Here is a 25963-nt window from a genome sequence, read left to right as displayed (position 1 = left end):
CCGGGGGAACGGTTCACGCAGGTACCGACAAGGCGAGGACGGCGAGGTCGTCGGCCTCGTAGCGGGAGGAACGCAGCTGGTCCTCCACCGCGGCGGTGACCGCCTCGACGGTCGCCTCCGCGTCCCGGCAACCCGTGGCGAGCACCCGGTGCAGCCCGTCCTCGCCGAACTGTGCACCGGTGTCGTCGCGGGCCTCGGTGACACCGTCGGTGTAGAGCACCATCGTCGTCCCCGGCGGCAGCTCGACCTGCACCACCGGGACGTCGAGGTCGGGGGAGATGCCCAGCGGGCGGCCGGGCACCCCGATCTCCCGCGGACCGTCGGGACAGGCGAGCACCGGGAGCGGGTGGCCGGCCACGCCGACGGTCGCGCACACACCGCCGGGACCGGGGGAGAGCACCAGGCAGACCGCGGTGACGAAGCGCAGCGGGCCGCCGGTGTGCGCCCGCAGCAGCGCCGCGTTCACCGCGCGCAGCACGTCGGCCGGGCCGGCCGTGGTCTCGGCCGCGGGGCTGGCCGCCGCGCGGGCGGTGTGCCGGGTCAGCGCGGTGACCGCAGCCGCCTCGGCGCCGGTGCCGCAGACGTCGGCGATCAGCACCATCCAGCGGCCGTCGGGCAGCGGCATGACGTCGTAGGTGTCGCCGCCGACCAGCCCGCCGCCGCCGCCGGGTCGGTAGCGGGCGGCCAGCTCCACGCCGCGGATGGCAGGCAGGTGCGAGGGCAGCAGGCTGCGCTGCAGGGTGTCGGCCAGCTTGCGGACCTCGGACTCGGCGCGCAGCCGGCCGAGGAACTGACCGATCTGGCGGCCGGCGTGGGCGAGCACGTCGAGCAGCTCGTCCGGTACCGGCCGCTGCTCGTGGGAGAACAGCTCGCACACCCCGAGCAGCTCGTCGCCGCGCACCACCGGGAAGGCCACGCCGGTCCGCAGCCCGTCGGTGCGGGCGGCCGAGAGCCGGGTGAGGCGGGGCTCGGCCCACAGGTCCTCGATGACGACCGGCTCCCGGCGGGACCAGACCAGGCCCGGCAACGGCTCGCCGCGGCCGATGCGGTGCGCGTGGGAGGCGGCGTGCAGGGCCGGCGCCGCCGAGCCGGGGGTGGTCCAGGTGCCGACGTGGTGCAGCCGGCGGCTGGCGCCGTCGGGCTCCCACAGGGTGGCGGCGTCCCAGTCCAGCTCCGTGCACAGCGTCGGCAGCAGGTCGCGGAAGGCGACGTCGGCGTCGGGCGCCTCGGTGAGCGCCGCGGTGACCCGCAGGGTCGCCGCCAGGTAGCGGCTGACCTCGAACTGCCGCTCGAGCAGGATCGTCGTGCTCGCGTCACGCAGGACGGCGACCACGAGCCCGTCATCGGCCGCCTGCGGCAGCCGGGACAGGGTGAGGTCGATCGCGACCTCGTGGCCGGCGGCGTGCAGGGCGGGGAGCTGGGTGGTCGCCCCCACGAGCTTGCCGTGGCCGGTGGCCGCGTAGCGGGCGAAGCCCTCCCCGTGACCCCGCCGGAGGCGTTCGGGCATGAGCACGGTGAGCGGCCCGCCCACCAGGTCGGCCGGCTCGTGCCCCAGCAACGTCCGGATCGCGGGGTTCACGTAGGCGATGCGGCCTTGCCGGTCGGCCACGACGACCGCGTCCGGCAGCGCGGACAGCAGAGACGGCGCGATCACCGCGGCGTCGTGGTCCAGTGCCATCCCCTCACCTCTTCCCTGGGGGCGGGCTTCCAGGAAACCACACGTTGCGTCAGCGTCTCGGCACGGGCTGTCGACATGTCGGCAGCGCGTGCCGGGTCAGAACGCGTAGCGGATGCGCAGCCACGGCGCGTGCGCCGCGATGAGCTCCTGGACCCGGGTCACGCCGGCGCGCTTGACGTCGTTGCGGTAGCGCACGTTCCAGCTGCCGTTCTGGCTGCGCTTGGGCTGCTGCAGGTCCGGGCGCCACAGCAGCTCCTCGGCCTTGGGGTGCCAGCCCAGGTTGACCTGGTGCAGGTCCCGGTTGTGCGTGAGCAGGATGACCTCCGCGGCGGCCTGGGCCTTGGCCGCGGGGGAGAGCTCGTCGTCCAGCCGGCGGAGCAGCTGCGCCCAGTCGGCCTCCCAGCCCTCGCGCAGCACGACGGGGGAGAGGTTGAGGTGCACCTCGTAGCCGGCCTCGACGAAGTCGTCGACCGCGGCGATGCGCTCGGCGACCCGGCTGGTGCGGATGTCGAGGACCTTGGCGTCGTCCTCCGGCATCACCGAGAAGCGGATGCGGGTCCGGCCACGCGGGTCGAGCTCGAGCAGCTGCCGGTTGACGTACTTCGTGGCGAAGGACGCCTTGGCCGTCGGCAGCTCGGCGAAGGTCTCGACCAGGTCGGCGACGTTGTCGCTGACCAGCGCGTCGACCGAGCAGTCGCTGTTCTCGCCGAGGTCGTAGACCCAGGCGTTCGGGTCGCACTGGTCGGGTTCGGTCTTGGGACCCTGCCGCGCCACGTGCCGGCGGAGGTAGCCGGTGATCTGCTCGATGTTGGTGAAGACGGTGATCGGGTTGGCGTAGCCCTTCTGCCGCGGCACGTAGCAGTAGGAACACGCCATGGCACAGCCGTTGGCCGTCGACGGCGCGATCCAGTTCGCCGAGCGGCCGTTTGGCCGGGCGGTCAGGGACTTCTTGACGCCCAGCACCAGCGTCTCGGACTTCACCCGCACCCAGCGCTCGACGTTGCCCTCGTTGCCGTGCAGCTCGGGGATCTTCCAGTGCGAGGGGACCTCGACGACCTCGGCGGCGGGGAAGCGGGCCAGCACCTGCTGCCCGCGCGGTGAGGCCAGGGCGGCGGGCTCGGCGTAGACCTGGCGCACCTGCAGCAGGCGGGAGAGGGCGTCGGCGGAGCGGGGCACGGGGGGCGGTGCGGCAGGGCGGGCGGCGGACGACGGAGCAGCAGGGCTTCCCACGACGGGTGCAGCGCCGCGCCCGCACGCGGTGTTCCCCCTGGTCGACGCGTCGCGGCGGGTTCTCAGCAGCCGGCCGACGGCGACGGCAGCGACCCCGGGTGGGGCCACAGCCGGGCGGTCACGGTGCCGACGAGCGAGGAGGTCGGCACCGGGCCGAAGGAGCGGGAGTCGACCGACCCGTCGCGGGAGTCGCTCAGCAGGAACAGCTGGCCCTCGGGCACCGTCACCGGCCCGAACCAGACGCCGTCCAGCCGGGCGGGGTCGATCGCCGGCTCGCACACCGGCGTCCCGTCGACCACCAGGACGCCGTCCTCGATGGCCACCTCGTCCCCGCCCACCCCGACGGCCCGCTTGACCAGCAGGCCGTCGTCGAGCGGGGCGGTCACGGCGACGACGTCGCCGCGCCGCACCGGCCCCTGCCCGTGCCGCACGAGGAGCAGGTCACCGGAGGCGACGGTCGGCGTCATGCTGTCGGAGTCGACCCGCATGGGCTGCACCGGCAGCAAGCCGGCCGTGGCCGCCACCAGCAGCAGCGCCGCCCCGGCCGCGACCCACAGGACGGCGTCGCGCAGCCGCTGCCCGGGCCGGCCGCCGGACCGCGGGGCCCGGTGCCGGGGGGAGCCGCCGCGGTCTCCGGTGCGGGGGTCACCGGAGACCGCGACGGCGGTTCGGGGGGCGGTCCTCACCCGAGGACGCCGGTGAGCCACAGTGCCCACGCGGACCCGCCCAGGACCAGCAGGGCGTCGAGCGTGCGACGCCGCCAGGACGTCGGCAGCAGCGCGGCCAGGGCAGCCACGGCCAGCAGCTCGGCGGTGACGACCGCGGTGCCGACGGCCTCGGGGCCGTGCCCGCCGGAGGACGCAGACAGCCCGTCCATCGCCACCGGCCCGGACGAGCCCAGCGGCATGCCCCGGGCGAACTCGACGCCGGTCACCGGGTCGACCGCCGTGGTCAGCCGGCCGGGGACGTCGTGCAGGTGCCCGGCCGCCGCGGCGTCGTGCACGGCGAAGGAATCCAGCAGCCCGGTCGTGTGCGCGACGACGTAGAGGCCCAGCAGGCCGACCGTGCCGAGCAGCGCCACGGCCACCAGGTGCCGGTCCGGGCGGGTGCCGGCCCAGGCGCCGAGGACCAGCCGGGCAGCCAGCGCGGCCTGGGCCAGCGCGGTGAGCAGGAAGAACCCGACGGCCAGCTGGCCTGCGGACAGGTGGTCGACCGCGGCGGCCACGTGCAGCCCGCCGGCGGTGGCCAGGCCGAGCGCCGCGACCAGCTGCCACCGGGCGCTGCTGCGACGTGCCCTCAGCTCGACCCGGGGAGCGGCCGGGGCGTCGGCGACGGCGGTCACCGCGTCCGCCGGCGGGGCGCGGTGGTGGTCACCGGGGCCGGCGTCGTCGCCGGGGTCGGCGTCGGCGTCGTGCTGGCGCCGCGGCGGGCGGGAGCCGACGTGGTGGGTGCCGCAGCCGAGGAGCTCGGGGCCGCCGGTGCCGTCGTGGCGGTGGTACCCGCGGTCCCGGTGCCCGTCGTCGTCCCGGTGGCCGTGGTCCCGGTGGCCGTCGTCGTCCCGGTGCCCGTGGTCCCGGTGCCCGTCGTCGGGGCCGCCGGCGGCGTCTCGGCGACCTGCTCGGCTGCCTCCTCCGCCGCCTCGGCCTGCTCCTCGAGCGCCTTCTCGTACGCCTTGAGCACCTCGTCGGGGTCGGCCGACTCGAAGTCGTCGGGCGTGCCGCGCGTGGGCGGGCAGGTGTTGATCGAGTCGCAGTCGATGTCGTGGTGACCCACCTGGTACTGGGTCATCATGTCGTGGTCCTCGTGCGAGAGGTTGTGGCAGTGGATCATGTACCGCCCCTCCTCGTGCTCGAAGTGCAGGAGCAGGCGGACGGTCTCGCCCTCGCCGACGTAGACGACGTCCTTGGGGCCCAGCTCCTCCGGCCGCGGCGGGCGGCCGTTGCGGCTGAGGACCTGGAAGTCGACCAGGTGCACGTGCAGCGGGTGGAACCAGCCACCGGAGGAGTTCTCGACCTCCCAGATCTCGGTGCTGCGGGGCTCGACCGCGGCGAAGACGTGCTCGTACCTGCTCTTCACCACGTCGTCCCAGGTCTCGCCGTTGATGACCCACAGGCCGTTGCTGCGCTCCAGGCGCATCCGGCGGGTGGCCCTGGACTCGGCGGGGTCCAGCGCCATCACCGGGTGCGGGGCGCCGAGGGTGCGCGGCACGGTGTTGCCGTCGGTGCTCGTGACCGTGTGCCCGACCTCGAACTGCATCACCTTGCCGGTGTGGTCGTAGTCCCGCGCGTTCTTGACGCCGCCGTTGAGCAGCTGGACCTTCGTGCCCTTCAGGTCGGCGAAGTCGATGACGATCTCGTAGCGCTCGGCCATGCCGATCGTCAGCGTGGTCACCGTCTGCGGCGCGTGCATGAAGCCGCCGTCGGTGGCGATGACCTGGAACGGCTTGCCGTTGCTCAGCTTGAGCGTGTAGCCGCGGGCCAGTGAGCCGTTGAGCACCCGGAAGCGGTACTTGCGCGGCTCCACCTTCATCGTCGGCCACGGCACCCCGTTGACCAGGATCACGTCCCCGTAGAGGCCGGACTCCCCGTCGTCGTCCCACATCAGCTGGCCGTTCCTGGCGAACATGACGTCGCTGATGATCAGCGGGAACTCGTACTGCGGCCGGCCCAGCCGGGCCTTCTCCCGGTCGTACCGGGGGATGCCGAGGTCGCGCTCGAGCCGCTCGTCGACCAGGTGGTACTGGGCGGCCAGGCCCATGTACACGTTCTGTGCGGTGTGGTGGACGCCGTGGTCGTGGTACCAGAGCGTCCGCGGCGAGCAGTTGTTCGGGTACATGTAGTTCTTCCACTCACCCGGGTCGGTGAGGTCGCCGGCGTAGCCGTCGAACTGCGGCTTGGACGGCGAGCCGTGCAGGTGGGTGGAGGTCCAGGGGACGTAGCCCATGGTCGGGTGCTTGGCCGGCAGGTTGTTGATCTGCTGCATGACGACCCGGCGGCTCTGGCCGGTGGTCACGTAGCTGTCCTGGTAGACGCGGATGGTGGGCCCCGGGACCAGGCCGTTGTAGCCCCACATCGTGGTCTTGATGCCCTTGATGAGCTCGACCTGGGTCGGCTTCTGCTCGATCTTGTAGTAGTCGGTGCCGGTGTAGGCGGCGCCGACGATCGGGGCGCCGGTGCCCGGGACGGCGCCGTAGCTGTTGCCCGGCTTGTCGTCGGAGCGGTAGGGCGCCAGCACCGGCGGCGCGGTGAAGGCGGCGACGTAGGGCCGCGGCATCTTCTTCGAGTCGAGCTCCGAGGCGGTCCGCGCCGACAGGACGGCCTGGTACGGCAGGGCCATGGCCGCCGTCCCGGCCAGCGACACCTTCAGCACGTCGCGGCGGTTCAGGCTCGGCGTCTCCATCGGGGGTGCTCCTCACTTACCGCTGGTGATCGGTGGAGGAACACTCCCGCGTCCGCCCCCCTCGTCACAGCCGGAACGAGGGGGGCGGGGGGCTCCCGCATTTGGGGGGTCCGTGCAGGTCAGACGCTCGTGGCGTCACTGTCCGTGGTGCAGTGGCACCACAGCGGTCAGCAGTGCGCCACCGCCGAGACGATCACCCAGGGTCACCGTCCCGCCGAGGTCGACCACCCGGTCGCGGAGCAGGGCCAGCCCCAGGTGGCCCTCGGCGCGCTTGTCGGTGGATGCCGGGAAGCCGACGCCGTCGTCGGCGACCTCCAGGCGCACCGCGGGGGTGCCGCGCAGCGCGGTCTCCTCGAGGGTGATCCAGGTGCGCTTGGCCTGCGCGTGGTGGGCGACGTTGGCCAGCGCCTCCTTGGCGGTGCGGTACAGCACCGCGGTCACCTCCGGAGGCGTCTCCGGCAGCGGGGCGGCGTCGATGAGCACCTCGATGCCGGCCGCGCGCAGCGGCTCGGCGCTGTCGGAGATCGCCACCCCCAGGCCCGGCCCGCTGAGGTCGGGCGGGTAGATGTCGATCATCAGCCGGCGCAGCGACTGGACGGCGTGCCGGATGGCACCCACCAGCTTGTCGGCGGTGGGCTGTCGCTCCTCGGGCAGGCTGCCGCGCAGCGCCGACAGCGCGTAGCTCACCCCGGCGAGGTCCTGCACCGGCCCGTCGTGCACGTCGGCGGCGATCGCCCGCCGCTCCCGGTCCGAGGCCTCGACGTTGCGCTGCACCAGCGCCGTCCGCTCGGCCTCCTGGCGGCGCACCCGGCGGGCCAGGGACGTCGCGATCGGCACCTGGACCAGCTGCAGGACGACCAGTGCCCCGATGGCCATCGGGATGATCTGGCCGCGCAGCCGCGCCGCCTGGCGGGCGATGCCGTCGTAGGCGAGGTACGCCTCGAAGGCCAGCTGCTCACCGGGTCCGGCCAGCGGGGTGTAGACCTCCAGCAGCGCCTGCGGCTCGCCGTCGGCCGTGGTCTCCGGTCGCTCGTCGACCTCGGCGACGGTGTCGCCGCCGATCGCGGCCAGCACCCCGTCGGAGGGGTCGAACTCCCGGCCGAGGAGCTCGGGCTCGGTGGCCCAGACGACCTCGCCGGTCGCCCGCCAGACGACCATCCGGACGACCGACCCGTCGCTCATCCGGTTCTCCGCGGCCCTGTCGAGCTCGTCGAACCGCCCCGGCGCGCCGGTCGCTGCCTCGGCCAGCGCCGGCTCGACCAGGAACTGTGCCAGCCGCTGCGCGGTGCGCTCGGCCTCCTCCAGCGCGTTCGCCCGTGCGATGCGCTCGCTCAGCCAGACCGTGCCCGCCGAGACGGCGAGCAGGACCAGCAGCGCGGTGGCGCAGAAGGCCGCCAGCTCACGGCCCCAGACGGTGCGACGACGGGCGGGCACGGGTCCCGCGGAGGAGGAACCGGGCTCAGCGCTCATCCGCAGCGCTGAGGAGCCCCAGCTGCTGGGCCTTGACGACCGCCTCCAGCTGGGAGCGGACACCGAGCTTGGCGTGCAGCGACTTCACGTAGCCGCGGCAGGTCTCCAGCGTGATGCCGAGCACCCGGGCGATGGCCTTGACCTGCATCCCGCGACCCAGGCAGTCGAGCACCTCCTGCTCGCGCCGGGTCAGCTGCGGCACCGCGCCCCGGTTCCCGGCCGAGGAGGTGCGAGGCGCGCCACCGGCGAAGGTGGAGGGGGCGACCAGCATCTGTCCCGGCTGCACGCGGGAGAGGACGTCGATCATCTCGGCCAGGGAGCCGTCCTTGGGGATGAACGCCGAGGCGCCGGCCTGCGCGGCGCGGACGACCCAGTCGGGGTCGCGGTGGGCGGTGACCACGGCGACGACGGCGTCCGGCGCGACCTCGCGGATGCGGCGGGTGGCCGCCAGCCCGTCCTGCCGGGGCATCTCGATGTCCATCACCACGATGTCGGGCTGCAGGTCCTGCGCCATGGCCACGGCCTGCGCCGCCGAGTGGGCGGTGCCGATCGCGTCCATCCCGGCCGACGCCAACGCCCCGGAGAGGAGCTCGGCGAACGTGCGGTGGTCGTCGACCACCAGCACCCGCGCCAGGTCGGTCGGCCGCTCCAGCTGGGCAAGCCTCATGGGAACCCCCGTTGTCGTCCCGTGCCCCGGCCGCCGCTGCGGGGGAGCCCGATCATGGGACCTGACTCACGGCCGACTGACCAGGGCCGTTACACCCCTATGGGACGAAGGTCCCGGTCTCCTGCGTCACCTGCGAGCGAGTCACGACTCTGCGTACAGGGCGCGGTGCCTGTGCGTGTCCGCGGGTTCACCCTCCGGGGTGAGGCCTCAGCGACCGCGCCCGCCGTCGCCGGTGGTCGCCGAGGCGGCGGCATCGCTCCAGGCGGTTCCTCCGGCGGCCACCGTGCGCACGTGGCCGGGCAGGGCGCCGGGGTCATCGCCCTTGAGCAGGTACCCCACGACGCCGATCTCGCGCGCCTCCCGCACCAGTGCCGGGGTGAGCGAGCCGGTCAGGACGACGACGCGCGACTCGGGGCGGTCGGCGAGCAGCTCCCGGGCCGCCTGCAGGCCGGTGACCCGCGGCATCGCCAGGTCCAGGAGGACGACGTCGGGTCGGGTGCGCCGGGCCACGTCGAGCACCTGCGCCCCGTCCTCGCACTCGGCCACCACCGTGAGGTCGCCGCTGGCGGTGAACAGCTCGACCAGGGAGTCGCGGACGAAAGCGTGGTCGTCCGCGACCAGGACAGTGATCACGCCGCGCCTCCATCCCGCCGTTCCGTGGCGGTCGTGTCCACCGGCCGCCGTGCCGCTGCTGGCGGTACCCGGTCAGTCTGCCGACCGCCCACGGCCGGGGACAGCCCGACCCCGGGGGGAGCCGACCCCCCACCTCGGGGGCTCCGGGACCGGGCGACGACCCGGCCGACTCGTCGATCAGCCCCGAGGGGCCGGCGGGAGGTCGTCCGGTGCCGGCAGGACGGTCGGGTCGAGCCGGCCGGCGACGACGTCCCCGGCGAGCTCGTCCACCGTGCGCCCGGTCCTCGCGGCCGCGGCCCGCAACACGTCCAGGGCCGCTGGCGCGGTCGTGTCCTGGGCCATCGCGACCCGGCCGATCGCCGTCCACACCAGCGCCCGGCGCTGGGCGGCCGGACCGTGCAGCCACGCCGGCCCGCCGCGCGGTGACCACGGTGCCCACACCGCGGCGTCGCCGAGCGCCGCGCAGGTCAGGTCGCCGACGGCCATGGCCTCGAAGACGTCGAGCCGGGGGACGGCCGCCTCGTCGGTGAAGAAGAGGTCCAGGGCGCCCGGGCCGGCCAGCGTCTCGCCGATCGGCAGGGCGACCACCGCGCGGTAGGGCGTGTGCTGGGCCAGCAGCCGGGCGAACGCCGGCCAGCGGCGCTGCAGGTCCGCCGACGCCGCGAACACCGGCTCCTGGTCCCGGTGCGCGGACGTGCACGGACCGTCCCCGGCGGTGAACTGCAGCCGCTCGGCGAGGTCGGCGGTCGCCGAGCTGGCCCCGAGGGGGGCGCGGCCCTCCTCGCCGGCGGTGACGCTCAGCCCGGCGGCATCCACCCCGAGCGTCCGGGCGCAGGCGCGCGCCAGCTGCACCGGGAGCAGCTCGGGGACGGCGAGGCGGGGCTCGCGGACGTCCTCCAGCGCGACGCGGAAGCGCTCGGCGATCGACGACACGACCACGATGATCCGGCACGCCCGGGCAACAGGGGTGCCGGGGTCTGCCGCGGCGCCGGATCAGTGCGCCGGCTGCTCCGACCGGTAGGTGTAGGCGGCCTCCCGCACCGCCTCGTCGGACTCCAGCCCGGCCCCGAGCGCACCGCCCACCGTCGCCAGCGAGCAGGTGAGCCAGGCCAGCTCCAGGTAGTCCGACAGGTACGCGGGGTGTCCCAGCCCCTCGGCGAACAGCGGCCCGACGACCAGCAGCAGCGCGCCGACGAGGGCGAGGGCGAAGAGCACCACGTAGAAGGTGAGGACGCCGATGACGACGGTCGCGGTGGTCGCCACGTTGAACAGCAGCACCTGCTTGCGCACCCGGGGCGAGCGCGGCCGCTCCCACAGCTGCGCCCCGACCACGAGCGTGGCCACGACGGCCGCCACCGAGCCGACGGCGACGACGGTCAGCCGCGGCCAGCCGGAGTTGTCGGCCAACCGCCAGATGTCGGCGGTGATGAGGGCGAAGACGCCGGCCGCGATGGCCGCCGTGAGCGCCCGGGACAGCCGCACCGCCAGGCGCCACGGCCGGTTGGCCCGCACCATGCCGAGCAGCAGCCGCAGGTTGCCGGTCAGCACGCGGGCGGTGAAGGCCACGCCCGCGGTGGCGTCGGCCGGGTCGGTGGCCAGCTCGCGCAGCCGCCGTCCCATCGCGGCGTGGTCGTCGGCGTCGCCGTCCTCCGGGGTGCCGAGCAGGGTGCGCACCAGCCCGAGCGCGGTCTGCAGTGCCCGCTTGCGCAGCCCGACCGCGCCGAGCGCCGGCAGCGACAGCAGCGCGACGCCGTGCACCGGGCTCGCCGAGCCGACCACCGGCCGCCGGTCGACCTCCAGCGGGACGTCGGTGAGGGCCACGGCCAGGTCCCAGTCCTCGGCGAGCAGCCGCTGACGGGTGGCCGCGACGATCTCGTCGTCGTCGGCCGGGGGCTGCACCAGCCCGTCCTCGACCGCCCGGACGTCCCAGCGCACCTGCGGGTGCGCCGCGGCCAGCTCGGTGCCCAGTTCCCCGGCCAGCCAGCCGGCCAGCTCGGCCGGTGCCCCGGGGGCGGCGACCAGCCCGACCTGGACGACGGGCGCGACGGCCTGCGACAACGGTGCTCCCTCCCGACGCGGCCCAGGTGGCGCGCCGGGGCCCGATCATCCCGGGAGGTCCGCGGCCCCCTGCAGGGGCCCGCCACGAGCTCGGTGACGTGCTGGAACCGCCACCCTCCGGGGGCCCGCGCCGAGCCTGCGAGGTGTGGGGAGGGGGGTGGTCCTCCTTCAGCCCCGGGCGGCCAGGACCGCGGCGTAGACGTCCACCGTCTGCCGCGCGATCGCCGGCCAGCCGAACTCGGCCAGCACCCGCTCGCGACCCGCGGCGCCCATGCGGGTGGCCCGTTCCGGGTCGTGCAGCAGCTCGGTCACCCGCTCGGCGAGGCCCGCCTCGAAGGCGTCGACGGCGTCGGGGTCGTAGGGGACCAGCAGGCCGGTGCGGCCGTCGGCGACCACCTCGGGGATGCCGCCCACGGCGCTGGCGACGACGGCGGTGCCGCACGCGGCGGCCTCCAGGTTCACGATGCCCAGCGGCTCGTACACCGAGGGCACGACGAAGACCGTCGCGCCGGTGATCAGCGGCACCAGCTGCTCGCGCGGCAGCATCGCCTCGATCCACACCACGCCATCCCGCCGGGACTGCAGCTCGGCGACCGCGTCGGCGACCTGCTGGCGCTCCGCCGGGGTGTCGGCGGCGCCGGCGCACAGCACCAGCCCGGCGTCCGCCGGCAGCTGCTCGGCCGCCCGCAGCAGGTGGACGACGCCCTTCTGCCGCGTGATCCGGCCGACGAACAGCGCGTAGGGCCGGTCGGGGTCCACGCCGAGCGAGCGGACGACGTCGGGGTCGTGCACCGGCCGGTAGGCCTCGGCGTCCACCCCGTTGCCGACGACGTGCACGCGCGCCGGGTCGAGGTCGGGGTAGGCGTCGAGCACGTCGGCGCGCATGCCGTTGCTGACCGCGACCACGCCGTCGGCGGCGAGGTAGGCGGTGCGCTCCACCCAGGAGGACAGCCGGTAGCCCCCGCCCAGCTGGTCGGCCTTCCACGGCCGGCGCGGTTCCAGGGAGTGCGCCGTCACCACGTGCGGGGTGCCGTGCACCAGCGAGGAGAACAGGCCCGCGCCGTTGGCGTACCAGGTGTGGCTGTGCACCAGGTCGACACCGGCCAGCGCCCCGGCGATCTCGACGTCCACCCCGAGCGCCTGGAGTGCGCCGTTGGCGCCCTGCAACCCAGTGGGGACCTCGTGCCCGGTCGCGTCCGCCCGCGGTCCGCCGAAGCAGTGGACGTCGAGGTCGGGCCCGTCGGGCAGCGCGCGCAGCGCCGCCGCGAGGTGCTCCACGTGCACGCCTGCGCCGCCGTAGACGTCCGGCGGCCATTCCCGGGTCACCATGCCGATGCGCACGCAGGTCACCCTAGGGGTGAATGGCGCGCACCGCGGTGGAGCGCCCGCGGCGAACAGCGGATACGTTGCGACCCATGCGTGGCGGTCCTCGGGTTCTCGGCATCGTCCTGGCCGGCGGTGAGGGCAAGCGGTTGGCCCCCCTGACGCAGGACCGGGCCAAACCGGCGGTGCCCTTCGGCGGCAACTACCGGCTCATCGACTTCGTCCTGTCCAACCTGGTGAACGCCGAGATCCGGCAGATCGCGGTGCTCACCCAGTACAAGAGCCACAGCCTCGACCGGCACATCACCACGACGTGGCGGCTGTCGCAGATGCTCGGGAACTACATCACCCCGGTCCCCGCGCAGCAGCGTCTCGGCCCGCGCTGGTACACCGGCAGCGCCGACGCGATCCTGCAGAGCCTCAACCTCATCTACGACGCTCGGCCCGACATCGTCGTCGTCTTCGGCGCCGACCACGTGTACCGGATGGACCCGGCGCAGATGATCGACCAGCACCTGAGGACCGGCGCGGGGGTGACGATCGCCGGGCTGCGGGTCCCCCGTCACGAGGCCACCGAGTTCGGCGTCATCGACGCCGACGCCGACGGCCGGGTGCGCGGCTTCCTGGAGAAGCCGGCCGACCCGCCGGGGCTGCCGGACTCGCCCGAGGAGAGCTTCGCCTCCATGGGCAACTACGTCTTCTCCACCGACGCCCTGCTCGAGGCGCTGCGCAAGGACGGCGAGGACGAGAGCTCGGCGCACGACATGGGCGGCTCGATCATGCCGATGTTCGCCGACGCCGGGGACGCCTGGGTCTACGACTTCTCCACCAACGTCGTCCCGGGCGCCACCGAGCGGGACCAGGGCTACTGGCGCGACGTCGGGACGATCGACTCCTACTTCGACGCCCACATGGACCTGGTGTCGGTCACCCCGATCTTCAACCTCTACAACGACCGCTGGCCGATCCTCACCCTGCCGCCGCAGCAGCCGCCCGCCAAGTTCGTGCTCGGCGGACGGGCCGAGGAGTCGATGGTCAGTGCCGGCGCGATCATCGGCGGCGGCTCGGTGCACAACTCGGTCGTCTCGCCGGGGGTGCGTGTCGAGCGGGGCGCGCGGGTCGAGGACAGCGTGCTGATGGACGGCGTGTACGTCGGCGAGGGCGCCTACGTCCGGCGGGCCATCCTCGACAAGAACGTCGTCGTCCCGGACTGGACCCGCATCGGCGTCGACCTCGCCGCCGACCGCGAGCGTTACCACGTCAGCTCCGGCGGCGTGACGGTCCTCGGCAAGGGTGCCCGGGCCCATCGCTGAACGGCCCCCGTGAGGACCCTCGTGCCCCCCGACCCTCGCTCCGCTCGGCCCGGGCACCTGCACGAGGGCCGTTCCAGCACGTCCCCTCTGGTCGTCACGCTGCTCCTGGAGCCCGAGGCCCAGGAGCGGTTCGACCGGCTGCGCGCGGCGCACTTCCCGGCCGAGCGCAACCACCTGCGCGCGCACGTCACGCTGTTCCACGCGCTGCCCGGCGAGCAGGCCGACGCGGTCGCCGCCGACCTCGCTGACGCGGCACGCCGGCCGGCCTTCGACGTCGCCGTCACCGGCCTGCGACTGCTCGGCCGGGGCGTGGCGTACACGCTCGACGCCCCGGAGCTGACCGCGCTGCGCGCCGGGCTGGCCGCGGCCTGGGAGCCGTGGCTGACCCGGCAGGACCGGCAGCGGCACGCGCCGCACGTGACGGTGCAGAACAAGGTGGAGCCGGCCGTCGCCCGCGTGCTGCGCGACCGGCTGGCCGCCGGGTTCGTGCCGCACCGGGTCGGCGCACGCGGCCTGGGTCTGTGGCGCTACCTGGGCGGGCCGTGGGCGCCGGTCGCGGAGTACCCGTTCGGGGCTGACACCGGCCCGTGTCCCCGTCCCGGGTAGGCCTCGTCCAGAGGCTCGCCGCGAGCCTGCGAGCGGTGAGGGGGACGAGGTCCTTCTTCAGCGGCGGCGGGTGGCGACGAGCAGGCCGGCCCCGATCGGCAGGACGGCGGAGGTGAGGTCCTCGTGCTCGCGGACGGCGCGGGCGACGTCCCGCCAGGCCGTCGTCTGGTCGTCCCGCGCGTGGGGGTCGGCGATCCGGTCGCCGTCGAGCAGCCCGTGGCACACCACCGTGCCGCCGACCCGGACCAGCTCGAGCAGCGCCCCGAGGTGCGCGGCGTACTGGGTGGGCGCCCCTGCGCACACGACCATGTCGTAGGCGCCGGGTGAGAGGCGGGGGAGGACCTCCCCGGTCGTACCGAAGATCATCCGGGTGCGCCCGGGCGGGTGGCCGGCCTCGGCGAAGGCCCCGCGGGTGGCGCGCAGCGCCTCGGCGTCGCTGTCCAGCACGGTGAGGACGCCGTCGGGCCGCATCCCCTCCAGCAGCCACAACCCGGCGATGCCGCCGCCGCTGCCGATGGAGACCACCGTGCGGGAAGCGGCCCCGGCGGCCAGGACGGCGAGGGTGGCACCGACCGCCGGTGTCACGAGTGGTGCGCCGGCCAGCCCCGCCGCGCGGGACCGGGCCGACACGAGTGCGGGCGTTTCGGCGGCGAAGCGGTCGGCGTAGGCCGCGCCGTTCCTCCCCGGTCCGGGTGCCGCGATGGTCACTGCTCGACCCCTGGCTCGTTCCGCTGCTCGCTCACCGACGCCGGCTGCGACGCTCGCCTGCCCGTCGTCGTCGCGGCGCTCATCACCGGCCGAGGGTAGTGGCCGGTGCGGCCCGCGCCCGGCCGCCCGCGCAGCTGTGAGCTCCCTGTGAACGGGAACACCGCCCGGTCCCCGGCCCGTTGGACGTGTCGTGCGCCCCGAGAGAGCCGCCCCCGCCCGACCCGCCGACGTCGGGGGGTCGACGACGGCTCCGGTCTGCGATCCTGGGACCGTGTCCGACGCCGCCGATCCCGCCCCCGTGACCGAGGCGTGGGTCGCCCCGACCTGGGAGCAGGTCGTGCGCGACCACTCCGCCCGCGTGTACCGGCTGGCCTACCGCCTCTCGGGCAACCCGCAGGACGCCGAGGACCTGACCCAGGAGACCTTCGTCCGCGTCTTCCGCTCGCTCGCCGACTTCTCGCCCGGCACCTTCGAGGGCTGGCTGCACCGCATCACCACCAACCTCTTCCTCGACATGGTGCGGCGCCGGCAGCGGATCCGGTTCGACGCCCTGCCGGAGGACACCGAGCGCCTGCCCGGGACGGCGCCCAGCCCGGAGCAGGTGTACTCCGACACCCACCTCGACCCGCAGGTGCAGGCCGCGCTCGACGCGCTCTCCCCGGAGTTCCGCGTCGCCGTCGTCCTCTGCGACATCGAGGGACTGACCTACGAGGAGATCGCGGCGACCCTCGGCATCAAGCTCGGCACGGTGCGCAGCCGCATCCACCGCGGCCGCGTCCAGCTGCGCGAGGCGCTCGCGCACCTGGCCCCGCGCCGGCCGGCTCCCACCCAGGACGCCGTCGCGGAGGGGAGCGTGGGGTGAACATCCCGGAGAGCCACCTGGCCCAGGAGGCCGTCGCCGCCCTCGTGGACGGCGAGCTGGCCGGCGGTCCCGCCGCCCGCGCGGCGCGCCACCTGACCGGCTGCGCTCAGTGCCGCATGGCGGTGCAGGCGCAACGGGAGGCCAAGGAGGCGCTGCACGCCTCCGCGGACGTCGCCGTCCCCGGCGACCTGCTGTCCCGGCTGCGCGCCATCCCGTTCACCGCCGACGTCCCGGGCACCGGCGGCGGGCTCGGCGCGCTGAGCGCCGGCCCCGGCCAGCTCACCGTCAGCGGCGCCACCGGCTCGTGGGCGGTGCCGCTGGCCCCGGCGCCGGCCGGCCACCAGCGGCCCGGTCACGCCCGCTGGTTGCGCCGCGGCTTCACGGGGGCGCTCGGCATCCTCGGCGTGGGCGTGACCGCGCTGGCGCTGAACCTGCCGGCCGGCAGCTCCGACGGCGTCCGCCCGTCCCAGGAGCCGGTGGCCGGGGCCACGCTCGAGGAGCGCACCGAGATCGTCCCCCCGGTGGTGCGCGCGACCACCGTCGGCACCGCCGTCCAGCCCTCGGCGAGCCCGGGCGGGACGCCCTGACCACCCACGCCGGCACCCCGTCGGGAGATCCGGTGGACCCCGATCCGCAGACCCCGCACACCGCCGACGGCCGTCCCGACCAGGCGGCACAGCTGCCGGACGAGGCGTTCGCGCGCCCCCGGGACGGCGTCGGCGGCTTCGACCCGCCCGCTCGTGCGCAGCCCGCGCCGCAGCACCTGCCCCCGCCCAGCCCCGCCCAGCAGGCCGCCTTCGGGCGACCCGCCGCGGTGCAGGGCGGCTTCGCCGGCGACCGCCCGGTCGCGCCGCCCCGCCCGCTGCCGCCACCGCCGCCGGAGGCGGTGCTGCGCGCCTTCGCCCCCGGGGCCGGCCAGCGCGGCCTGCAGGAGCCGCCCGGCGGCCGGCCCGGACGCCGCCGCACCGCCACCGGGCCGTGGTGGAAGCCCGACGCCCGCTCCGACCCCTGGCGCGACCCGCACGCCCCGGCCGGCCTCACCGGCCCGGCGGTGTTCGAGGAGCCCGAGCAGCGGACCGGCCCGGTCGTCGTCGACGGCCGGGGACGCCGTCGGCTGCGGCTGGCCGACGTGTCGATCCGGCTGTCGGTGCTCGCCCTGCTCGCCGTGCTGCTGACCGGCCTGGTGGGGGGTGCGGCCGGCTACTGGCTGACCCGCACCGCCGACGAGTCGCCGCTGCTGGCCCCGGGCACCCAGCTCAACGAGACCGACGAGGGGATCGCGCGCGAGCCGGGCTCGGTGTCCGACATCGCCTCCCGGGTGACCCCGGCGGTCGTCTCGGTCGAGGTCCGCATCGGCGAGGCCGGCGCCACCGGGTCCGGGGTCGTCATCGACGGCGCCAACGGCTACATCGTCACCAACAACCACGTCATCTCCGGCGCCGACGGCGTCGAGGGCGCCGAGATCCGCGCGGTCTTCTCCGACGGCAGCGGCTCAGCGGCGCGCATCGTCGGCCGTGACCCGGCCAGCGACCTCGCCGTCCTCAAGGTGGAGAAGCCCGGCCTGCTGACCGCCGCCCTCGGCAACTCCGGCGACGTCGTCGTCGGCGACCCGGTGGTCGCCATCGGCTCCCCGCTGGGCCTGGCCAGCACGGTCACCAGCGGGATCGTCAGCGCGCTCGAGCGGCCGGTCCGGCTGGCCGGCGAGGGCAGCGACACCAACGCGGTGATCAGCGCGGTGCAGACCGACGCCCCGATCAACCCCGGCAACTCCGGCGGCGCGCTCGTCAACGGCGCCGGCGAGGTCATCGGCATCAACACCGCCATCGCCTCGCTGGGTGGCGGCAGCGTCGGCCTCGGCTTCGCCATCCCGGTCGACACCGTGCGCGACATCGCCGAGCAGCTCATCGGCACGGGGCGCGCGGTGCACGCCGCGCTGGGGGTCAACGCCCGCTCGGTCACCGACGGCACCCGCGACGGCGCGCTGGTGGTCAACGTCGAGCCGGGCAGCGCCGCGGCCGAGGCCGGCATCCGCGAGCAGGACGTCGTCATCGCCGTCGACGGTGAGCCGGTCGGCAGTTCCGAGGAGCTGGTCGTGGCGGTGGACTCCCACGAGCCGGGGGAGACGATCGGCCTGGAGCTGGTGCGGGACGGGTCGTCGACCACGGTCGAGGCCACGCTCGACGAGGCCTGAGCAGAAGGACCCCCCTCATCGGGGCACTGACCGTGGCGAGCGCGCTGCCTACGCTGGACACGCGCGACGGCCGGACCGGGCGCACGAGGAGAGGAGCGGGCGCGTGTTCGACTCGATCGGCTGGGGCGAGATCATCGTCCTCGCGCTCGCCGCGCTGTTCATCTTCGGGCCCGACCGGCTGCCGGACCTCGCCAAGGACGCCGCCGCCGGGCTGAAGAAGGTGCGCACGGCGATCACCGGGGTCCGGGCCCAGGTCGACGAGTCGCTGGGCGACGACCTCGCCCGGCTCCGCGACCTCGACCTGCGGCAGTACCACCCGCGGACCTTCATCAGGAACCAGCTGCTCGCCGACGACGACGCCCCCCGGCCGCCCGCCGGGGCCACGGCCGCGACCACGGTGGCGGCCGCCGCCGCGCGCACGCGGGACCACTCCGCCCCGCCCCCGTTCGACCCCGACGCGACGTGACCTGTCGGCTCCTGCGGTCCAGCAGTCGCTCCGGCGCCGCTGCACCGCCGCAGGAGCGCGCGGAACACCGCAGGAGACAGCGACGAGGCCGGCCCCCGGGAACGGGGACCGGCCTCGTCGCAGGTCAGCTCAGTGGCGGACCGGGGTGAGCCCCAGCGACATGCCCGACAGGCCGCGCTGGCGGGTGGCCAGGCCGTCGGCGATCTTCGCCAGCGCCTGCGCGGCGGAGGAGTCGGGGTCGGCCAGCACGACCGGCGCACCGGCGTCCCCGGCCTCGCGGACCCGGGTGTCCAGCGGGATCTGACCCAGCAGCGGGACCCGCGCACCGAGGGTGCGGGTGAGCGCGTCGGAGACCGCCTCGCCGCCGCCGGAGCCGAAGACCTCCATGCGGCCGCCGTCGGGCAGGTCCAGCCAGGACATGTTCTCGATGACGCCGACAACCTGCTGGTGGGTCTGCGTGGCGATCGCGCCGGCCCGCTCGGCCACCTCGGCGGCGGCCAGCTGCGGCGTCGTCACCACGAGGATCTCGGCGTTGGGCAGCAGCTGGGCGATGGAGATCGCCACGTCGCCGGTGCCGGGCGGCAGGTCGAGCAGCAGGACGTCGAGGTCGCCCCACCACACGTCGGCGAGGAACTGCTGCAGCGCGCGGTGCAGCATCGGCCCGCGCCACACCACGGGGGTGTTCCCCGGGGTGAACATGCCGATCGAGATGACCTTCACGCCGTAGGCCTGCGGCGGCATGATCATGTTGTCGACCTGGGTCGGCTTGTCGTCGACGCCGAGCATCCGCGGCACCGAGTGGCCGTAGATGTCGGCGTCCACGACGCCCACCGACAGGCCCTTCTTCGCCAGCGCGGCGGCCAGGTTCACCGTGACCGACGACTTGCCGACGCCGCCCTTGCCCGAGGCCACGGCGTACACGCGGGTCAGCGAGCCCGGCTGGGCGAACGGGATGACCGGCTCCGGGGCGTCGGTGCCGCGCACCGTCTTGCGCAGCTCGGCGCGCTGCTCGTCGTTCATCACGTCGAGCGCGACCTGGACCGACGTGACACCGGGGACGGCGGACACGGCCTGGGTGACCCGGTTGGTGATCGTCTCGCGCATCGGGCAGCCGGAGACGGTGAGGTAGACCTCGACGCGGACGGTGCCGTCGTCGGCGATCCGGACGTCCTTGACCATGCCGAGCTCGGGGAGCGGGCGGTTGATCTCCGGGTCCTGGACGGTGGCCAGTGCGGCGTTGACGGCGTCGAGCGCCGGCGCGCCGGTCAGCGGGGCGGACATCGTGTGCGTCTGTCTCCTTCGACGGGGGACCCGGTCCGGTCCGCCGAGGAGTGGCGGTGACCTGCGTTCACGGGCCTCCGCCCACTGTACGGCCGTCGGGCGGGTCGGCCGTCGTGCGGAGGGTGATCTACTGCTCAACCGGGCGCTCAGCGACCGGCGCGCACGGGTCGGCGCACACCGCGCTGCCGGTGGCCTCGGCGCGGTGGAGGTGCGCGTCGGCGTGCCCCGTCAGCCGCTGCGCTGCGCCCCTCGGAGGGGTGCGGGGCCGGCCCGGCTGCCTGGCTAGCCTCGCTGCCGTGTCCGCCCGCACCGCCACCCTCCGCGACGCCGTCGGACTGGGCCTGGCAGTGGGCCTCTACGGGGTGGCCTTCGGCGCCGCCGCGGACGCCGCCGGCCTCGACGTCTGGCAGGCGCTGGTGCTCTCCGCGCTGATGTTCACCGGTGCGTCCCAGTTCGCCCTGGTCGGCGTCCTGGGCGCCGGGGGCAGCGGGCTCGCCGCCATCGGCAGCGCCCTGCTGCTGGGCACCCGCAACACCGTCTACGGGGTGCGGCTGGCCCCGCTGCTCGCCCCCCGCGGCGTGCTCCGCCGGGTCGGCGCCGCGCACTGGGTGATCGACGAGACCACCGCGATGGCCGTCGCCGCCCCGGACCGGGAGCTGGGTCGGCTGGCGTTCTGGGTCACCGGGGCGACCATCTACGTCGGCTGGAACCTGACCACGGTGCTCGGCGCACTCGGCGCCTCCGGACTGGGGGGCACGGCCCAGGCCGCGCTGGACGCCGTCGTCCCGGCCGCGTTCCTCGCCCTGCTGTGGCCCCGGCTGCAGCGCACGTCCCCCGAGGCGGTGGTGCAGCGGCGGGTCGCCGTCGGCGGGGCGGTCGTCGCGCTGCTGCTCACCCCGGTGGTGCCGGCCGGTGTGCAGGTAGTCGCGGCCGTCGTCGCCGTGGCGCTGGCCGGCCGGCCGCGGCACGAGGAGGCGGTCCGGTGATCGGCGGGTCGCTGTGGACGGTGGTGCTGGTCGCGGCCGTGGGCTGCTACCTGCTGAAGCTGGCCGGCCTGTCCGTGCCGGCGGCCTGGGTCGAGCACCCGTGGGTGACCCGCGTCGTGGAGTTCGTCCCGGCGGCGCTGCTGGCCGCGCTGGTCGCCGTCCAGGCGGCCACCTCCGGTCCGGACCTGGTGGTGGACGGGCGGCTGGCCGGCCTGGCGGTCGCCGCGCTGGCGCTGGCGGTGCGGGCGCCGTTCATCGTCGTCCTGGTGCTGGCCGGGGCGACCGGCGCGCTGGTGCACGCCCTCGCCGGCTGACCCGGTGCGGCAGACCCTCGAGACGACCGGTCCGTGCCGCCGCACCACCGCCTCGAACCGCTCCGCCGCAGGTCAGAACAGCCGGTCCGCGCGCTGCTCCAGGTCGAGCAGGAACCGCTTGCGAGGCAGCCCTCCGCCGAACCCGACCAGCTTGCCGTCGGCGCCGATCACCCGGTGGCAGGGCACCACGACCGCGATCGGGTTCCTCCCGTTCGCCGCGCCGACGGCCTGGGCGCCGCCCGGGTCGCCGACCGCTGTGGCGACGTACCCGTAGGAGCGGGTCTCGCCGTACGGGATGCGGGTCAGCTGGTCCCACACGGCCAGCTCGAAGGGGCTGCCGACGGGTCGCACGGGCAGGTGGAAGGCGGTCCGCTCGCCGGCGAAGTACTCGGCGAGCTGGCGCGCGACGTCCTCGAACCCCGCGTCGGTCCGCTCACCGAGCGCGTCGGCCCCGAGTGCGTCCGGAGGGGACATCGCCAGCCGTACCAGCGCGCCGTCCTCGTCCCGGACGACGGTCAGCGGGCCGATCGGCGACGGCACCACCGTGTGCGTTCTGCGCATCGTCAACCTCCCCATGTCCGGTGGACGACCGAGGTCCCACGTGGGGTGACCGTAGAGCGGGGGACCGACAGGACCCGCCGGGCACCGGGTGCAGGCGGTCGCCGACGTCGCCGGGGCCTCGACGTCCTGGCCGCGCTGCTCGGCTGACCCCTCAGCAGTCGCCCGGGAACCGGCGGCGGGAGGCGTCCTCCTGGGCCAGCCGGCGCAGCGCCAGCAGCACCGGCTCCAGCAGCACGGTGTTCACCACCACGAAGCGCACGGCCTCGGCCACGGAGCCGGTCGGCACCTCGGCGACGTCCTGCTCACCGATCCGACCGGCGGCCTCGGCGTAGCGGTCGAGCAGCTCGTCGGTCGGGGCGGCGCCGGCAGCGCGCAGGGCCTCGAGGGCACCGGCCAGCGCGACGAGGGCGGGGGAGTCCTCGGCCACCCGCCACCCCCGGCGCCGCAGGACGCTGCGGGCCTGCTCGAGGTCGGCCGGGCCCTCGGCCCCGACGCCGGGCAGGGCCCGGTGGGCGGCGCCCAGGGCCGCGTGCACCGAGGTGTCCGGGGTGTCGACGGCGGCCAGCACGGCGCGCGCCCGGGCCACGGAGAGGCCGCCGGGGCCGAGCAGGGCGCGGACCAGCCGCAGCCGCTCCACGTGGTCCTCGCCGTACCGGGCGCGGGTGGCGCCGGTCAGCTCGCCCTGCGGGAGCAGGCCCTCCCGCAGGTAGTACTTCACGGTCGCCACCGGGACGCCGGTCCGGCGGGCCAGTTCGGAGATCTGCACGCGCCCCCCTCGACATTGGATAGTGACACTCTCTAGAGTTGGATACTCGGACTATCCAACCAGGAGGACGGCATGGCACGCATCGCCCGGGGTCGCTGGACCCACACCCATGAAGGAGACCTCACCGTCTTCCTGATCGGCATGCGCATCAACCGGCCGTGGCGGCCGGACGCCTGGTTGCCGGTGTTCCTCGCCATGCCGCGGATGCTCCGGGAGCTCGCGACCGACCCCTCGTCCGGCTTCCTGGGTCACCGCCTGGCGATGGGGCCGGACGGTCCGCTGGTGGTGCAGTACTGGCGCCGCCCGGAGGACCTCTACCGCTACGCCACCGACACCGGTGCCGGACACCGGCCCGCGTGGACGGCGTTCAACCGGCGGGCCCGCCGGGTCCCGGGCGCGGTCGGCATCTGGCACGAGACCTACGAGGTCGCCCGAGCGGAGAGCGTCTACGTCGACCTGCCCACCCAGGGGTTGGCCGCCGCCACCACGCCCCGGCCGGTGACCGGCCGGCTGGACCGTGCCGCGGCCCGCCTCGCCGGCTGAGGAGAGGACCCCCTCCCCACCGTCCACGACGGCGGCGAGCAGGGCGGCCGGCCTCCAGGGGCCCGCGCCGAGCGTGCGAGGCGTGGGGGGAGGGTGGTCCTCTCAGCCGGTGGCGTCGCGGGCGGCGGCCTCCCGCTTCTTCCTCGCCTTGCGCTCCCGCCGCTCGGCGTCCTCGGAGGTCTCCTCGGACAGCCGGTTCAGCTCGCCGCGGATGAAGTCGCGGGTCGCGAGCTCACCGATGGCGACCCGCAGCGCGGCCAGCTCGCGGGCCAGGTACTCGGTGTCCGCGCGGGTCTGCGCCGCCCGCGCCCGGTCCTCCTCGGCCTGCACCCGGTCGCGGTCGGCCTGCCGGTTCTGGGCCAGCAGGATCAGCGGCGCGGCGTAGGCGGCCTGGGTGGAGAATGCCAGGTTGAGCAGGATGAAGGGGTAGGGGTCCCACTGCAGCCGGACGGCGAAGACGTTGAGCCCGATCCAGACGATGACGATCACGGTCTGGACGGCGAGGAAGCGGCCGGTGCCGAGGAACCGGGCGATCGCCTCGGCGAAGCGGCCGACGGCGTCGGGGTCCAGCCGCAGGACGTTGCCGAAGCCGCGCGCACCGCGGGGGACGTCGAGCCGGCGGCTCTCAGCCACGGCGGGCCCGCTCGCGCCAGTCCTCGGGCAGCAGGTGGTCGAGGACGTCGTCCACGCTCACCGCGCCGACGAGCCGGCCCTGCGCGTCGACCACCGGCGCGGCGACCAGGTTGTAGGTGGCGAAGTAGCGGGTGACCTCGGCCAGCGGGGCCTCCGGGCGCAGCGGCTCCAGGTCGTCGAGCACCCCGCTGACCAGCGTGGACGGCGGTTCGCGCAGCAGTCGCTGGATGTGCGCCAGGCCCAGGTAGCGGCCGGTCGGGGTGGCCGACGGCGGCCGGCAGACGTACACCTGGCTGGCCAGGGCCGGGGACAGCTCGGGCTCGCGCACGCGGGCCAGCGCCTCGGCGATCGTGGCGTCCGGGGTGAGGATCACCGGCTCGCTGGTCATGATCCCGCCGGCGGTGTCCTCGGTGTACTGCAGCAGCTGGCGCACCGGCTCGGCCTCGTCGGGCTCCATGAGCTCCAGCAGCCGGTTGCGGTCGACGTTGGACAGCTCGGCCAGCAGGTCCGCCGCGTCGTCGGGGTCCATGACCTCCAGGACGTTGGCCGCCCGCTTCTCCTCCAGCGTGCCGAGGATGGTGATCTGGTCGGCCTCGGGCAGCTCGCCGAGCACGTCGGCCAGCCGCTCGTCGTCGAGGGCCTCGGCGACCTCGTGCCGGCGCTGGATCGGCAGGTCCTGCAGTGCGTGGGCGACGTCGGCGGCGTTGAGCTCGCGGTAGGTGGCGATCAGCGTCTCGGCACCCTGCCCGGTCTGCGGCAGGGCCAGGCCGGTCACCTCGTCCCAGGCCAGCTGGTGCAGCTGCCCCCGCCGGCCCAGCCGGCCCGGCTCCTGGACGGCGAGCCGGGAGAGCACCCAGTCACCGGTGCGGTTCTGCTCGATGCCGGCGTCGACGACGGTGGCCGGCCGGCCGGACTCCGCGATCTGCACCCGGCGGTCGAGCAGCTCGCCGAGCACCAGCGTCTCGCCGCGCCGCTGCTCGAAGCGCTTGAGGTTCAGCGTGCCGGTGGAGAGCACCACCGAGCCGGGGTCCAGCGTGGTCACCCGGCCCATCGGCACGAAGATGCGGCGGCGGGCGACCACCTCGACGACCAGGCCCAGCACGCGCGGCGGCGCCGTCCCCACCCGCAGCGCCACCACCACGTCGCGGACCTTGCCCACGCGGTCACCGTTGGGGTCGAAGACGGGCAGCCCGGCGAGCCGGGAGACGTACGCCCTGGTCGCCGTGGTCACGGGTAGCGAGGCTACCGTCGAGCCGTGGCCACCCCCGGAGAGCTGGACTACGAGGTCGTCGACGTCTTCGCGCCGCGCGCCTTCGCCGGCAACCCGCTGGCCGTGGTCTTCGACGCCGACGACCTCTCCACCGACCAGTGCCAGGCGCTGGCCGACGAGTTCCACCTGTCGGAGACGTCGTTCCTGTGCGCGCCGACCGAGCCGGGCGCCTCCTACCGGGTGCGCATCTTCACCCCCTACGCCGAACTGCCCTTCGCCGGGCACCCGAGCGTGGGTGCGGCGCACACGCTCGTGCGGGCCGGCCGGCTGCCCGCCGGCGCGCTGCGCCAGGAGTGCGGTGCGGGCGTCCTCGACGTGGTGGTCGACGACGACGGCGCGACGCTGTCCGGTGGCCGGCCCACCCTCGAGGACGGCCCCGACCCGGCCGCGCTGGCCGAGGCGCTGGGGCTCTCGGCCGCCGACACCATCGGGCTGCCCGCGCACGTCGCCGGCTGCGGCCTGCCGTTCGCGTTCCTCGCCGTCCGCCCGGAGGTCGTGGACGAGGCCGCGCCGGTCCCCGCGCTGCTCGGTGGGCACGGCGTGGGGGAGGGCGTCTCGGTGCTGTCCTGGGACGGCGCCACCGCCACCGCCCGCGCCCGGGTGTTCGCCGCCGACCTGGCCTGGGGCGAGGACCCGGCGACCGGCTCGGCGGCGCTCGGCACCGGCGTCTGGCTGGTCGCCGCCGGACTGCTCGCACCGGAGGGGACGTCGTCCTACGCCGTGCACCAGGGCGAGGCGATGGGCCGGCCCTCGGTGCTCTCCTGCACGGTCACCGCCTCCGGGGGCCGCGCGGTCGCGGCCACGGTCCGCGGCGCGGTGGTCCCGGTCGCGCGCGGTCGCATCCGGGTGCCTTGAAGCCGGAGGACCCCCCCGCCCCCCACCACCCGGGGAAGGACCCCGTCCTCCCCACCCCTCGCAGGCTCCGGGCGGGACCCGGGACGGGGCCAGGGTCCCCGCAGGAGGGCCGTGGGGGCGGAGCCGGGGCCTGGGCGCTGCACCGGCCGG

The 25963-nt window shown here is 75.3% G+C and carries 27 protein-coding genes; 10 read left to right on the top strand and 17 right to left on the bottom strand.

Annotated elements, in window-relative coordinates; translation table 11 throughout:
- Positions 1 to 13: 13 nt before the first annotated feature.
- The 11 genes from BMW27_RS21330 to glgA form a co-directional block, all read right to left on the bottom strand.
- Positions 14 to 1678 (bottom strand): SpoIIE family protein phosphatase, encoded by a 1665-nt coding sequence (locus BMW27_RS21330; RefSeq protein WP_091448181.1) that lies wholly within the window; start codon positions 1676 to 1678, stop codon positions 14 to 16.
- Between the two features lie 96 nt (positions 1679 to 1774).
- Positions 1775 to 2854 carry a spore photoproduct lyase family protein gene (locus tag BMW27_RS21325; RefSeq protein ID WP_091448179.1) on the bottom strand — a complete coding sequence of 360 codons (1080 nt, stop codon included), beginning with the start codon at positions 2852 to 2854 and terminating at the stop codon, positions 1775 to 1777.
- A gap of 116 nt (positions 2855 to 2970) precedes the next feature.
- Positions 2971 to 3594, bottom strand: a complete 624-nt coding sequence (lepB, locus tag BMW27_RS21320) for a signal peptidase I (RefSeq protein WP_245743788.1) — start codon at positions 3592 to 3594, stop codon at positions 2971 to 2973.
- Entirely contained in the window at positions 3591 to 4250 is a 660-nt protein-coding gene (locus BMW27_RS21315) for a hypothetical protein (protein WP_091448176.1), read from the bottom strand. Before BMW27_RS21315 ends, lepB begins: the two co-directional genes overlap by 4 nt.
- Positions 4247 to 6307, bottom strand: coding sequence for a multicopper oxidase domain-containing protein (locus BMW27_RS21310; protein WP_091448175.1), 2061 nt, complete (start codon positions 6305 to 6307; stop codon positions 4247 to 4249). The genes BMW27_RS21315 and BMW27_RS21310 overlap by 4 nt, the downstream gene beginning before the upstream one ends.
- A 135-nt stretch (positions 6308 to 6442) precedes the next feature.
- Positions 6443 to 7741 carry a sensor histidine kinase gene (locus tag BMW27_RS21305; RefSeq protein WP_175486606.1) on the bottom strand — a complete coding sequence of 433 codons (1299 nt, stop codon included), beginning with the start codon at positions 7739 to 7741 and terminating at the stop codon, positions 6443 to 6445.
- Positions 7742 to 7766: 25 nt separating this feature from the next.
- Positions 7767 to 8444: a response regulator transcription factor gene (locus BMW27_RS21300; protein ID WP_091448170.1), complete on the bottom strand. Its 678-nt coding sequence runs from the start codon at positions 8442 to 8444 to the stop codon at positions 7767 to 7769.
- A gap of 207 nt (positions 8445 to 8651) precedes the next feature.
- Positions 8652 to 9077, bottom strand: coding sequence for a response regulator (locus BMW27_RS21295; RefSeq protein WP_091448168.1), 426 nt, complete (start codon positions 9075 to 9077; stop codon positions 8652 to 8654).
- A 177-nt stretch (positions 9078 to 9254) separates the two neighbouring features.
- Positions 9255 to 10010: a GAF domain-containing protein gene (locus tag BMW27_RS21290; protein WP_091448380.1), complete on the bottom strand. Its 756-nt coding sequence runs from the start codon at positions 10008 to 10010 to the stop codon at positions 9255 to 9257.
- 60 nt (positions 10011 to 10070) lie between these two features.
- Complete coding sequence (locus BMW27_RS21285) at positions 10071 to 11135, bottom strand: hypothetical protein (protein WP_091448165.1); 1065 nt, start codon at positions 11133 to 11135, stop codon at positions 10071 to 10073.
- Positions 11136 to 11303: 168 nt separating this feature from the next.
- A complete protein-coding gene (gene glgA / locus BMW27_RS21280) occupies positions 11304 to 12476 on the bottom strand; it encodes a glycogen synthase (RefSeq protein ID WP_091448378.1) in 1173 nt (390 codons plus the stop codon).
- 74 nt (positions 12477 to 12550) lie between these two features.
- Between glgA and glgC the strand changes: the two genes are divergently transcribed.
- Together glgC and BMW27_RS21270 are read left to right on the top strand one after the other, a co-directional pair.
- Positions 12551 to 13771 (top strand): glucose-1-phosphate adenylyltransferase, encoded by a 1221-nt coding sequence (gene glgC / locus BMW27_RS21275; RefSeq protein ID WP_091448163.1) that lies wholly within the window; start codon positions 12551 to 12553, stop codon positions 13769 to 13771.
- Positions 13772 to 13792: 21 nt separating this feature from the next.
- Positions 13793 to 14377: a 2'-5' RNA ligase family protein gene (locus tag BMW27_RS21270; protein WP_245743786.1), complete on the top strand. Its 585-nt coding sequence runs from the start codon at positions 13793 to 13795 to the stop codon at positions 14375 to 14377.
- A 57-nt stretch (positions 14378 to 14434) separates the two neighbouring features.
- Here BMW27_RS21270 and BMW27_RS21265 read toward each other — a convergent pair whose 3' ends face one another.
- Positions 14435 to 15085: an O-methyltransferase gene (locus BMW27_RS21265; RefSeq protein WP_091448160.1), complete on the bottom strand. Its 651-nt coding sequence runs from the start codon at positions 15083 to 15085 to the stop codon at positions 14435 to 14437.
- Between the two features lie 271 nt (positions 15086 to 15356).
- Between BMW27_RS21265 and sigE the strand changes: the two genes are divergently transcribed.
- From sigE to BMW27_RS21245, 4 genes are all read left to right on the top strand, one after another.
- Positions 15357 to 15947, top strand: coding sequence for an RNA polymerase sigma factor SigE (sigE, locus tag BMW27_RS21260; protein ID WP_091448157.1), 591 nt, complete (start codon positions 15357 to 15359; stop codon positions 15945 to 15947).
- Positions 15944 to 16534, top strand: coding sequence for a zf-HC2 domain-containing protein (locus tag BMW27_RS24430; RefSeq protein ID WP_091448154.1), 591 nt, complete (start codon positions 15944 to 15946; stop codon positions 16532 to 16534). The genes sigE and BMW27_RS24430 overlap by 4 nt, the downstream gene beginning before the upstream one ends.
- Positions 16535 to 16566: 32 nt before the next feature.
- Positions 16567 to 18138, top strand: a complete 1572-nt coding sequence (locus BMW27_RS21250; protein WP_091448151.1) for a S1C family serine protease — start codon at positions 16567 to 16569, stop codon at positions 18136 to 18138.
- 103 nt (positions 18139 to 18241) lie between these two features.
- A complete protein-coding gene (locus tag BMW27_RS21245; protein WP_091448149.1) occupies positions 18242 to 18604 on the top strand; it encodes a twin-arginine translocase TatA/TatE family subunit in 363 nt (120 codons plus the stop codon).
- Positions 18605 to 18733: 129 nt separating this feature from the next.
- Here BMW27_RS21245 and BMW27_RS21240 read toward each other — a convergent pair whose 3' ends face one another.
- Positions 18734 to 19885 carry an Mrp/NBP35 family ATP-binding protein gene (locus BMW27_RS21240; RefSeq protein WP_091448147.1) on the bottom strand — a complete coding sequence of 384 codons (1152 nt, stop codon included), beginning with the start codon at positions 19883 to 19885 and terminating at the stop codon, positions 18734 to 18736.
- A 296-nt stretch (positions 19886 to 20181) separates the two neighbouring features.
- On the opposite strand from BMW27_RS21240, the gene BMW27_RS21235 reads away from it, so the two are divergent.
- Together BMW27_RS21235 and BMW27_RS21230 are read left to right on the top strand one after the other, a co-directional pair.
- Positions 20182 to 20871 carry an AzlC family ABC transporter permease gene (locus BMW27_RS21235; RefSeq protein WP_091448145.1) on the top strand — a complete coding sequence of 230 codons (690 nt, stop codon included), beginning with the start codon at positions 20182 to 20184 and terminating at the stop codon, positions 20869 to 20871.
- On the top strand, positions 20868 to 21185 hold the full coding sequence (locus BMW27_RS21230) for an AzlD domain-containing protein (protein ID WP_091448143.1): 318 nt from the start codon (positions 20868 to 20870) through the stop codon (positions 21183 to 21185). The genes BMW27_RS21235 and BMW27_RS21230 overlap by 4 nt, the downstream gene beginning before the upstream one ends.
- Before the next feature lie 72 nt (positions 21186 to 21257).
- Here the strand turns inward: BMW27_RS21230 and BMW27_RS21225 are convergent, their stop codons facing one another.
- Both BMW27_RS21225 and BMW27_RS21220 read right to left on the bottom strand, forming a co-directional pair.
- Positions 21258 to 21746: a methylated-DNA--[protein]-cysteine S-methyltransferase gene (locus BMW27_RS21225; protein ID WP_091448142.1), complete on the bottom strand. Its 489-nt coding sequence runs from the start codon at positions 21744 to 21746 to the stop codon at positions 21258 to 21260.
- 151 nt (positions 21747 to 21897) lie between these two features.
- Entirely contained in the window at positions 21898 to 22512 is a 615-nt protein-coding gene (locus tag BMW27_RS21220) for a MerR family transcriptional regulator (RefSeq protein WP_091448140.1), read from the bottom strand.
- Positions 22513 to 22584: 72 nt separating this feature from the next.
- Here BMW27_RS21220 and BMW27_RS21215 point away from each other — a divergent pair, with 72 nt between their 5' ends.
- Positions 22585 to 23055 (top strand): DUF4188 domain-containing protein, encoded by a 471-nt coding sequence (locus BMW27_RS21215; RefSeq protein ID WP_091448137.1) that lies wholly within the window; start codon positions 22585 to 22587, stop codon positions 23053 to 23055.
- 102 nt (positions 23056 to 23157) lie between these two features.
- Here the strand turns inward: BMW27_RS21215 and BMW27_RS21210 are convergent, their stop codons facing one another.
- Together BMW27_RS21210 and BMW27_RS21205 are read right to left on the bottom strand one after the other, a co-directional pair.
- The gene (locus BMW27_RS21210; RefSeq protein ID WP_091448135.1) at positions 23158 to 23688 is read right to left on the bottom strand and encodes a DUF1003 domain-containing protein; all 531 of its coding nucleotides are present in this window, start codon (positions 23686 to 23688) and stop codon (positions 23158 to 23160) included.
- Positions 23681 to 24919, bottom strand: a complete 1239-nt coding sequence (locus BMW27_RS21205) for a magnesium transporter MgtE N-terminal domain-containing protein (RefSeq protein WP_091448133.1) — start codon at positions 24917 to 24919, stop codon at positions 23681 to 23683. Before BMW27_RS21205 ends, BMW27_RS21210 begins: the two co-directional genes overlap by 8 nt.
- A gap of 24 nt (positions 24920 to 24943) precedes the next feature.
- Here BMW27_RS21205 and BMW27_RS21200 point away from each other — a divergent pair, with 24 nt between their 5' ends.
- On the top strand, positions 24944 to 25813 hold the full coding sequence (locus tag BMW27_RS21200; RefSeq protein ID WP_091448131.1) for a PhzF family phenazine biosynthesis protein: 870 nt from the start codon (positions 24944 to 24946) through the stop codon (positions 25811 to 25813).
- The last annotated feature ends 150 nt before the right edge of the window (positions 25814 to 25963 follow it).

Source organism: Geodermatophilus poikilotrophus, from assembly GCF_900111455.1.
Classification (GTDB): domain Bacteria; phylum Actinomycetota; class Actinomycetes; order Mycobacteriales; family Geodermatophilaceae; genus Geodermatophilus; species Geodermatophilus poikilotrophus.
Note: the sequence above shows the minus strand (reverse complement) of the source record. Positions and strands in the feature narration are given on the sequence as shown.

What these genes read in the sequence shown, in the direction of transcription:
- BMW27_RS21240 (WP_091448147.1), bottom strand. Translation starts at nt 19,885, where the DNA reads ATGTCCGCCCCGCTGACCGGCGCGCCGGCGCTCGACGCCGTCAACGCC.
- BMW27_RS21330 (WP_091448181.1), bottom strand. Translation starts at nt 1,678, where the DNA reads ATGGCACTGGACCACGACGCCGCGGTGATCGCGCCGTCTCTGCTGTCC.
- BMW27_RS21310 (WP_091448175.1), bottom strand. Translation starts at nt 6,307, where the DNA reads ATGGAGACGCCGAGCCTGAACCGCCGCGACGTGCTGAAGGTGTCGCTG.
- BMW27_RS21215 (WP_091448137.1), top strand. Translation starts at nt 22,585, where the DNA reads ATGGCACGCATCGCCCGGGGTCGCTGGACCCACACCCATGAAGGAGAC.
- BMW27_RS21225 (WP_091448142.1), bottom strand. Translation starts at nt 21,746, where the DNA reads ATGCGCAGAACGCACACGGTGGTGCCGTCGCCGATCGGCCCGCTGACC.
- BMW27_RS21300 (WP_091448170.1), bottom strand. Translation starts at nt 8,444, where the DNA reads ATGAGGCTTGCCCAGCTGGAGCGGCCGACCGACCTGGCGCGGGTGCTG.
- glgC (WP_091448163.1), top strand. Translation starts at nt 12,551, where the DNA reads ATGCGTGGCGGTCCTCGGGTTCTCGGCATCGTCCTGGCCGGCGGTGAG.